Source organism: Streptomyces sp. NPDC004031 (assembly GCF_053604375.1).
The window spans coordinates 25543-34210 of the sequence record NZ_JBSGHL010000078.1 but is presented as its reverse complement, the minus strand read 5'-3'; the positions used below and the strand labels follow the sequence as shown (position 1 = coordinate 34210).

The window sequence follows — 8668 nt, the reverse complement described above, 5'->3', positions numbered from 1 at the left end:
GGCTGTCCGACCGCACCGAGCAGGCCGCCTTCCGGCAGGTCGAGGCGGCGGGCGGGCGCGTCATGTCGGTCGCCGGTTTCGCCGCGGACCTCGTCCGGGACTTCACCACGCCGGTCGGCCGCGAGGTCATCACCGCGCTGCACGGGCTGCTCGGGGCCGCGACGTCCGCCGGGCCTGCCGAATCCGCCGCCTGACGGCGCGTCCGGCGGGTCCGGCGCGTCCGGCGTGCCCGCTCGGCCCGGCGCGTCCGCTCAGCCCGGCGAGGCCGCGAAGCGGGCGATCAGCAGCGACAGCCGTTCGGCGTGCGCCGCCGTGGGGAGGCGGCCGCTGCGGGTGAGGGTGACCAGGCCGTGCAGGGCGGCCCAGAAGGTCTCCGTGAGCACCACGGGGTCGTCGCCGCCGGTGACGGGGGCGACGGCCCGGACCAGCTCGCCGAAGGCGTCCCGCAGGGGCGCGGGGGCCTCCGGGGTGGCGAAGGGCAGGTCCACGGCGTGGGTGAACATCGCGTCGTAGAGGGCGGGCCGCTGTTGCGCGAAGTCGGTGTAGGCCGAGGCCACGGCGGCGAGGGCGCCGGCTCCTGCGGGGGCGCCCGTGGGGGAGTCCGCCGTCCCCGGGCCGGTGCGGGCCGCGCGCAAGGTGGCGGCCAGTTCGGCGAAGCCCTGTTCGGCGACGGCGGCCATGATCGCGCCCTTGCCCTTGAAGTGGCTGTAGAGGACGGGCTGGCTGTACTCGATCTCGGCGGCCAGCCGCCGGGTGGTGACGGCGTCCCAGCCCTCCGCCTCGGCGAGTTCGCGCGCGGTCGTGACGATCAGCCGCTCGCGGTCGGCTCGTTCGCGCTCCCGGCGCGTCTGGATGCTCATGACCTCGATTCTAGCACCGCTAGCAATTGTGCTGGCGCTATGTTAGCTTCGCTCTCGTCCCTAGCGCTGCTAGCAAGGAGTCCCGGCATGACCGCCACCGCGTACACCCTCGCCGCCGTCCTCGACGTCCTCGTGCTCTTCATCGGGGTCCGCTTCCTCTTCCAGCCGTTCCCCGCCGCCGCGGACTACGGGGTTCCCGCCCAGCCCGCGGGCGGCGCGGCCTACCTCACGGTCAAGGGGCTGCGCGACGCGGTGTCCGGCGTCATGGGCCTGGCGCTGCTGGTTTTCGCCGGGGCGCACGCCGAGGCGTGGTTCATGCTGACGGTCGCGCTCGTGCCGCTCGGCGACACGCTCATAGTGCTGCGCAACGGCGGGACGAAGGCCGCCGCCTTCGGGATCCACTGCGCGACCGCCGTCGTCGTCCTCGCGAGCGCCGCGCTGCTCTTCGCCGTCTGAGCGCGGCGGCCGTCGCCCGTACGCTCCCGAAGATCAACCATCCGGGCCCGCGCCACGTCCGTCCTTACGGGACACCGCCCGGCAGCACCGCCCCTCCGCACCCCGACAGCCCCATCCACCCCACCCCACTCAGGAGTTCGCCATGTCGCTGATCGTGCCCGCCTTCGACGAGTCCGTGATCGTCCGCTCCACCGACGCCGAGGTGGTCGGCCGGGCGCCCACCACCGTGCGGCTGCTCGCCGACAGCAGCGCGACCGGCGGCGCGCTGTCCACCCAGCGCGTGACGCTCCTCGACGGCGCAGACGGGGCGCGGCCGCACCGGCACGACCGCTCCGCCGAGATGTTCTACGTCCTGGACGGCGCCGCGCAGTTCCTGTCCGGGGACGAGGCGGTGACGGCGGAGACCGGCGACCTCGTCGTCGTCCCGCCCGGCCGCCCGCACGCCTTCGCCGCCGCACCCGGCAGCGACGCCGACCTGCTCATCGTCATCACGCCCGGCGTCGAACGCTTCGAGTACTTCCGCCACTTGCAGCGCATCGCGCTCGGCCAGGCCACTGCGGAGAGCCTGCTGGAGGTCCAGGAGATCTACGACACCTACTTCCTGCAGAGCGCGGCGTGGGAGGACACCCGCCGTGCGGGGGAGCGGCGTTGAGGACGCACGGCCGACGGCCGGAGGGCGCGGCACCGTACGATCGGCATGTGATCAACGGTGTGATGTTCGACTTCTCCGGCACGCTGCTGCGGATCGAGTCCGCCGAGGAGTGGCTCGCCGCCGTCCTGGCGGAGAGCGATATGCGCCCGGCGGAGGACGAGTTCGCGCGGTGGGCCGCGCGGCTCGACGTGTACGGGGCCGTGCCCGGCGGGACACCGCCGCAGCGCATGCCGGAGGAGGCCGCGAAGCTCTGGGACGAGCGTGACCTCAGCGCCGAGCAGCACCGCGCCGCGTACACCGCGCTCGCCCGCGCCGCCGAGATCCCCGTCCCCGGCGTGGAACAGGCGCTGTACGACCGGCATATGAGCCCCGCCGCCTGGCGCCCCTACCCCGACACCGCCCCGACCCTGCGCGAACTGCGGCGGCGCGGGATCCCGGTGGCCGTCGTGAGCAACATCGGCTGGGATCTGCGGCCCGTCTTCCGCGCGCACGGGCTCGACGAACTGGTCGACACCTATGTGCTGTCGTACGAACTCGGCGTCCAGAAGCCCGATCCGGAGATCTTCACCGCCGCCTGCGCCCGGCTCGGACTGCCGCCCGCCGAGGTGCTGATGGTCGGCGACAGCCGCGAGGCGGACGGCGGGGCGGCGCGGCTGGGCTGCCCCGTGCACTTCGTTGACCACCTCCCGGCCGACCGCCGCCCGTCCGGCCTGACCCCGCTGCTCGCCCTCCTGGACCCGGAGTCCGCGACCGGCTGACCGCGTCGCCCGACCACCGGGCCGACCGGCGCGGTCAGTGCACGGGGAAGACCGGGCCGCGCGGGGCGAAGGGCAGGCGCGCGCCACGGGGGACGAGGAAGGCGTGCGGGCGCGGGATGCGCAGCGGGTCGCACGCGCCGTCGGTGATGACGAGAACGGGCGCGGTCGGCGGGAAGTCGTCGGCCCTGAGCAGGAGTTCGACGCCCGGCTGGAGCACGGTGCCACCGCGGCCCCGGACCCGGACGCGCCCGGCGATGTCGGCGGGCGGGAGGTAGCCCGCGTCGTAGGGGGCCGCGTCGCAGAAGACCACGCGGGCGGCGGGCACGTCGCGCGCGGCGGCGTAGGAGGCGATGGCGCCCAGCGCCTTGCCGAGCAGCCGCGGGCTCATCGAGCCCGAGGTGTCGAGCACCACACCGAAGGTGCAGCGCTCCAGCTCCTCGGGCGGGTAAGCGCGGCCCGCGCGGGGGATGTCGGGGGTCGAGGCCTGGCGCCGCGCCGGGCGGGCGAAGCTGCGCAGCGGTTCGGGCCGCGGCACGTACTCGTCGAACCAGCGGGCCAGCCGCACGTCCCACGGCAGCGGCGGGTGGGCCAGCGCGCGGATCTCCTCGACGAGACCGGCCGGGAGCGTGCCGCGGGTGCGGTCGTGCAGGTCGAAGCCCTGGAGCAGGCCGCGCCGGTAGAAGGCGTCGAGGTCGACATGGTCGGCGGGCGCCCCGGTGCGCGGCAGCGGCTCGCCGAGGACGTCACCGAACCCCTTGCCGCGCAGCGTCGCCAGGCGGCGTCTACGCCGGGCCTCGGTGGTGACGCGGTCGTAGACCTCCTCCGCGGACAGGCCCGCGAGCACCGGGTCGTACAGCAGCCCGGACGGCATCGCGCCGACGCCCATCTCCAGCAGCCACGCGTTGATGACGTAGTCGCAGGCCACGTTGAAGAGGTACGGGTCGCGCGCGCCGCAGCGGTCGCCGTGCCGCAGCGCGGCGTGCAGCATCTCGTGGGCCAGGACGAAGCGCCACTCCTCCTCCGTGTAGGCGCGCAGCGGGTTGACGTAGATCTCCCCGGCGGCGGCGTTCACCGCGGCGATCGCGATGTGGTGGGCGCGCGCCAGCTCCGCGTCCGCGACGACGGTCATGCCCGCGGCGATGCCGCCGAGCAGCGGGTAGGAGGCCACGAACCAGTCGAGCGCCGCCGTCCACGGCCCCTTGCGGCTCCCGTCGGGCGCGTTGCCGCCCGCCTCGCGCATCGCGTCGGAGACGGTACGGGTCAGGGCGCGCGCGAAGTCCGTGCGCCAGTCGCGCGGGTCGCGCCCGTACGGCCACGGGTCGAGCCGCTGGTCGGCGCCGGAACCGCCGACGCCGCAGTGCGCGAACCGCTCCGGGATGCCGTCGCGGCGGAAGCGCTCGGCGAGCTGCTCCTCGTCGCCGTCCGGGAAGGAGTCGGGGAGGTCCAGTTCGGCGGGCGGGACGCCGACCGGGAGGGTGTGCTGGAAGCGGCTCACCACCAGGCAGCGCGCGGCCAGTTCGTACGCGTCCGGCTGTGTGCGGGGGCCGCGCGCGGCGGGCACGTGGCCGAAGCCGAGGTGCAGCAGGCAGTGCGCCAGCGCCCAGGCCCATTCGCGCGGCTCGGCGAGCCGCCGCGGGTGGACGTGCACGCAGCCGTCCGAATCGGCCACCGCCCAGCCGTCCTCGGGCACCACACGGCACCCGGTGCGGCAGAACCGGACGTCGAGCGAGCCGAGCGCCGGGTCCTCGCCGACGAGCGAGCGGCCCTGGCGGTAGGCGAGTTCGGCCCGCGGATCGGGTACGAGCGACTCGCCCCGCGTGCTGCGCGCCCCGCGCCGCCGCCCCCGGCTCACGTACCGTCCCCCCGCTCCCGCTCCCGCTCCCGCTCCCGCTCCCGTACGCGCAGGCGCGTCGCCGCGCTCACCGGCGGGCCTCGACCAGCCGGGGCATGTCCCGGGCCGCCTCCACCAGGAACCAGCCGGGCAGCACCGGGTTGCCGTCCTCGTCGTCGGCGATCACCGTCTGGGCGACCTCGACGGAGATCTCGGCGAGCTGCACCAGCAGCGCCTGCGCACGGTACGCGTTCTGCCGCACCGACGGCGAGGCCTGCTCCTTGCTCGCGGGCAGCTCCTTGACCAGGCGGCCGCGGAAGGACTCGGCGAGGTAGTACAGCAGATCCCGGTCCTGGAGCCGGCCCGGCCAGCGGGCCTGGCCCTTGATGATGGCCTCGATCCCGAACTCGCTGCGCACGATCTTGACGTAGCCGCGGAAGGCGGCCGCGTGCGCGGGCGTGAGCATGCCGTGGGCGAGCACCGTGAGGGTCGCCTCGTCCAGGGTCGGGCCGAAGGAGTGCAGCGCGTCGGAGAGCATGTGCCACGAACGCGGGGTGGAGAAGGGCTCCTCGGTCTTCGGTGCCTTGGACCACAGGTGGTGCGGCCGGTCGGTGAGGTAGTCCGTGACCCACGGGTGGATCCCGGCGCCCGCCGCCCAGCGCAGCCAGTCCGTCGCCGATGCCTCCAGATGGACGTGCGCGAGCCGGTTGACCAGCGCGGACGCCAGCGGACGCGCCAGCGCGTTGTCGGACGTCCGGTTGCCTGCCCCGATGACGATGCTCCCCGCGGGCAGCTCGTAGCCGCCGATGCGGCGGTCGAGGATCAGCGAGTAGAAGGCCTTCTGCACATCGGGCGTGGCCGCGTTCAGCTCGTCCAGGAAGAGGCAGTACGGCTCGTCGCGCGCGATCATCTCGGGCGGGCAGAAGACGGAACGCCCGTCGCGGATCTGCGGCACGCCGATGAGGTCCTCGGGTGCGAGCTGTGTCCCGAGCAGGCTCACGCACTCCAGGCCCAGCGACTCCGCGAACTCCCGCACCAGGGAGGACTTCCCGATACCGGGCGCCCCCCACAGGAACACGGGCCGCACGGTCGCGAGCCCGAGCAGCAGCTCGGGCACCTGCGCCGGACTCACGGCGACGGCGGACTGCACGCGACAACTCCTCCAGGGAAAGGGTGTGATGGGCGGTCGGACGTCCCGGATGTCCCGGACTTCCCGGATGTCCCGGGCGGACCGCGCCTCATCGTCCACCGCGCGGCGCTGCGACCGCATCCGGATTAACCGGGCGACGGCGGGCGCGGCGGCTGCCTACGATGCGGACCGCGTGCGCGGGGCCTGATGCGCGGGGCCTGATGCGCGGGGCCCGGTCTGTGCGCCCAACTCCGCCCGCCGAGCCCGCCCGGGAGCCCCCTGTGCACTACGACCGATCCGCCCTCGTCGACTGCCGGCTGCACGTCCTGGCGGGCCCCGGCAGCGGCTTCGGCGACTACCACCGCGGAGGCGAGGCCTACAACGAGGCGCTGGCCGCCTACTGCGCGGAGCTGGAAGCGGCCCTGGAACGGCGCTTCGGCGCGACGCTCGTGGGCAGCCGGGCGACGGACTTCGACGCGCGGGTCCTGCTGATGCTCTTCGGCAGCACCGCGCGCTCCTACCTCGCGATCCGGACGCCCTGGTCGGGCTACCAGGAGGCGGGTCTGCTCGTGAAGAAGCTGGAGGAGGCGGGCCCGGCGGGCGCGCGCGTCCGCGCGGCGAGCGACCGGATCGAGGAGGCCGCGAAGGTCTCCCGCGCGGCCCACCGGGAGATGCTCGACACGCTGGCCGGGCACGTTCTGGGCGACCGCGCGGACACCGTCGTCACCTCCGCCGAACTGCTCGCCGACGGCTTCGACGACGCCCGCCGTCCCGACCCCGCCGACTTCCCCGCGTACGAGGACTGACGACGGGGGCCGCGGGCGGGCGCGGGCGGTGACGGGGCGCGGGCGGGCGCGGGCGGCGGTGCACGCGGACGGGTCCGGCCCCGTGCGCTCCGGCGGGGGCGCGATCGGCCGAGTGCGCCCCGCGTACGCCTGCGCGGGCCGCGCACCTCCGCGTAACGGCTCGTGGCGTAGCCGCAGGTTGGCGGCGTCGTTGCCAGGGCATGATGATCGAGAACCCGCCGCCGACCTCCGCATCGGCCCGGATCCCCGCCCAGGAGTCCGGTACGCGGCCGGCGGCGCTCGCGGCCGTGCTGTACGAGGACGGCCCGGGGGAATGGCACGGCCTGTGGCGCAAGGCCGTGTCCACGGACGTCTTCCGCCACGCACCGCACCTGCCCGACCGGGAGCGGTGGGCGCAGGCGTACGCGCGGCTGCGCGCGCTGCACGACGAGGTGCCCGACCCGGCGGCCCTCGCCTGCGACGTGCGCGGGCTCGCGGCGCTGCACGAGTGGACGGGCCAGGTGGACGGCGCCACGGCGACGGTGGCGGGCATCCACTTCAACCTCTTCCTCGGCAGCGTCCTCGACGACACCGCCACGGAACCGGCTCACGACGTGCGCGAGTTCACGTCACTGCGGCGCACGGGCGTGTTCCTGTGCACCGAGCGCGCGCACGGCAACGACGTCGGGGCGCTGGAGACCACCGCGACATGGGATCCGGCCGACGGCGGCTTCGTCCTGCACACCCCGCACCCGGGCGCGGCCAAGTTCATGCCCAACACCGGGCCCGCGGGCGGTCCCAAGACCGCCGTCGTCGCCGCGCGCCTGCTCGCCCGCGGCACGGACCACGGGGTCTTCCTGCTCCTCGCCCCCCTCACCGGCGAGGACGGCGCCCCGCTGCCCGGCGTGCGGATCGAGGAACTGCCGCGCCGGGCCGGCGACCCCGTCGATCACTGCGCCACCGCCTTCGAGCACGTCCGGCTGCCACCCGGCGCGCTGCTCCAGGGCCGGCACGGCAGACTGCGGCCCGACGGCACGCTCGACGCCGAGGTCGGCAGCGTCCGGCGCCGGGTGCTGCACGCGATCCGCCGGGTCACCGTCGGCAAGCTGTGCATGAGCGCCGCCACCGCGGGCGGGGCGCGCGCCGCGCTGGCCGTCGCCGTGCGGTACGGCGAGCTGCGCGTGGTGTCCGGTGCCGTCCCCGGCAGCCGCGTCCCGGTCAACGCGCTGCGCAGCCACGCCGCCCCGCTGCTGCGCGCCACCGCCACCGCGTACGCCATGACGCTGTGGCACCGCCGGGTCGTACGCCGCTGGATCGGCCACTCCCCGCACGAACGCGCGGCGGCGGAGCGGCTGGTGGGCATCGCCAAGGGCTGGATCACCTGGCAGGCCCGGGACGTCATCGCCGAATGCCGCGAGCGCGTCGGCGCCCGCGGACTCTTCCCGGCGAACGCGCTGCCCGACTACTACGCCAACGCCGAGGGGGCCGTCACCGCCGAGGGCGACAACCTGCCGGTGTGGTGCAAGGCGGGCAGCGAGATGGTCTTCGGGCAGTCGCTGCCGGCCGCCCCGCCCCCGCCGACCGGCACCGAGTCGCTCACCGACCCGCGCTTCCTGCTGGGCCGCGCCGCAGCCGCCGAACGCCACTGGCAACTACGGGCGCGCGAACGCATGCGGGACGCCCCCGCGGGCAGCCCGCTGGAACGCTGGAACCACGCCTCGGGCGCGGCGGTCGAGCTGGTGCGCGCGCACGCGGTACGGGCCGCGGGCGAGGCGCTGGCCGCGGCGGGCGAGCGGTGCGCCGACCCGCGGGCGGCCGCGCTGCTGGACGGGCTGGCCGCGCTCTTCCTGCTCGACCACCTGCGCGCCTCGACCGGCCCGCTGCTCGCCGACGGCGCCCTCACCCCGCGCCAGGCCGGCGCCTGGAGCGGCGCCCGCGACGACCTGACCGGCCGCCTCGCCCCCTACCTGCCGCTGCTGACGGCGGCGTTCGAGGTCCCGGAGGAGCACTTGCAGCGACTCCCCCTGCTCCGGGAGCCGCTGTAGGACGTGGACGGCCGGGGGTCGGCCGGGGCATCGGCGGGGTGGCTGGGGGGCGGGCGGCGCTGGGATCCGCCGGGCGCGGCGGGAACGGGAGCCGCCGTAGGGCGGAGTGGCCGGGGTGGCAGGGAGGGTGGACGCCCTGGGGCCGCTACCGG

General features: G+C 75.5%; 8 protein-coding genes and 1 pseudogene. 6 read left to right on the top strand and 3 right to left on the bottom strand.

The genetic code is table 11. The features are described from left to right. A pseudogene (locus ACWERV_RS33380) lies at positions 1-194 on the top strand (hypothetical protein); the annotation flags it as partial. Between the two features lie 57 nt (positions 195-251). On the opposite strand, the gene ACWERV_RS33375 reads toward ACWERV_RS33380, so the two are convergent. Continuing rightward, a complete protein-coding gene (locus tag ACWERV_RS33375) occupies positions 252-860 on the bottom strand; it encodes a TetR/AcrR family transcriptional regulator (RefSeq protein ID WP_452940298.1) in 609 nt (202 codons plus the stop codon). 87 nt (positions 861-947) lie between these two features. Between ACWERV_RS33375 and ACWERV_RS33370 the strand changes: the two genes are divergently transcribed. The 3 genes from ACWERV_RS33370 to ACWERV_RS33360 all read left to right on the top strand — a co-directional run bounded on the left by ACWERV_RS33370 (position 948) and on the right by ACWERV_RS33360 (position 2726). After that, complete coding sequence (locus tag ACWERV_RS33370; protein ID WP_398175594.1) at positions 948-1316, top strand: DUF4267 domain-containing protein; 369 nt, start codon at positions 948-950, stop codon at positions 1314-1316. Positions 1317-1458: 142 nt separating this feature from the next. Next, a complete protein-coding gene (locus tag ACWERV_RS33365) occupies positions 1459-1968 on the top strand; it encodes a cupin domain-containing protein (RefSeq protein ID WP_452940296.1) in 510 nt (169 codons plus the stop codon). A gap of 50 nt (positions 1969-2018) precedes the next feature. Continuing rightward, positions 2019-2726 (top strand): HAD family hydrolase, encoded by a 708-nt coding sequence (locus ACWERV_RS33360; RefSeq protein ID WP_452940302.1) that lies wholly within the window; start codon positions 2019-2021, stop codon positions 2724-2726. A 34-nt stretch (positions 2727-2760) separates the two neighbouring features. Here ACWERV_RS33360 and ACWERV_RS33355 read toward each other — a convergent pair whose 3' ends face one another. Together ACWERV_RS33355 and ACWERV_RS33350 are read right to left on the bottom strand one after the other, a co-directional pair. Further along, positions 2761-4578 (bottom strand): vWA domain-containing protein, encoded by a 1818-nt coding sequence (locus tag ACWERV_RS33355; RefSeq protein WP_452940294.1) that lies wholly within the window; start codon positions 4576-4578, stop codon positions 2761-2763. 67 nt (positions 4579-4645) lie between these two features. Continuing rightward, a complete protein-coding gene (locus ACWERV_RS33350; RefSeq protein WP_452940292.1) occupies positions 4646-5707 on the bottom strand; it encodes an ATP-binding protein in 1062 nt (353 codons plus the stop codon). A gap of 260 nt (positions 5708-5967) precedes the next feature. Between ACWERV_RS33350 and ACWERV_RS33345 the strand changes: the two genes are divergently transcribed. Both ACWERV_RS33345 and ACWERV_RS33340 read left to right on the top strand, forming a co-directional pair. Then, a complete protein-coding gene (locus ACWERV_RS33345) occupies positions 5968-6492 on the top strand; it encodes a hypothetical protein (protein ID WP_452940290.1) in 525 nt (174 codons plus the stop codon). A gap of 200 nt (positions 6493-6692) precedes the next feature. Then, positions 6693-8516, top strand: coding sequence for an acyl-CoA dehydrogenase family protein (locus tag ACWERV_RS33340; RefSeq protein ID WP_452940288.1), 1824 nt, complete (start codon positions 6693-6695; stop codon positions 8514-8516). Positions 8517-8668: the final 152 nt, after the last annotated feature.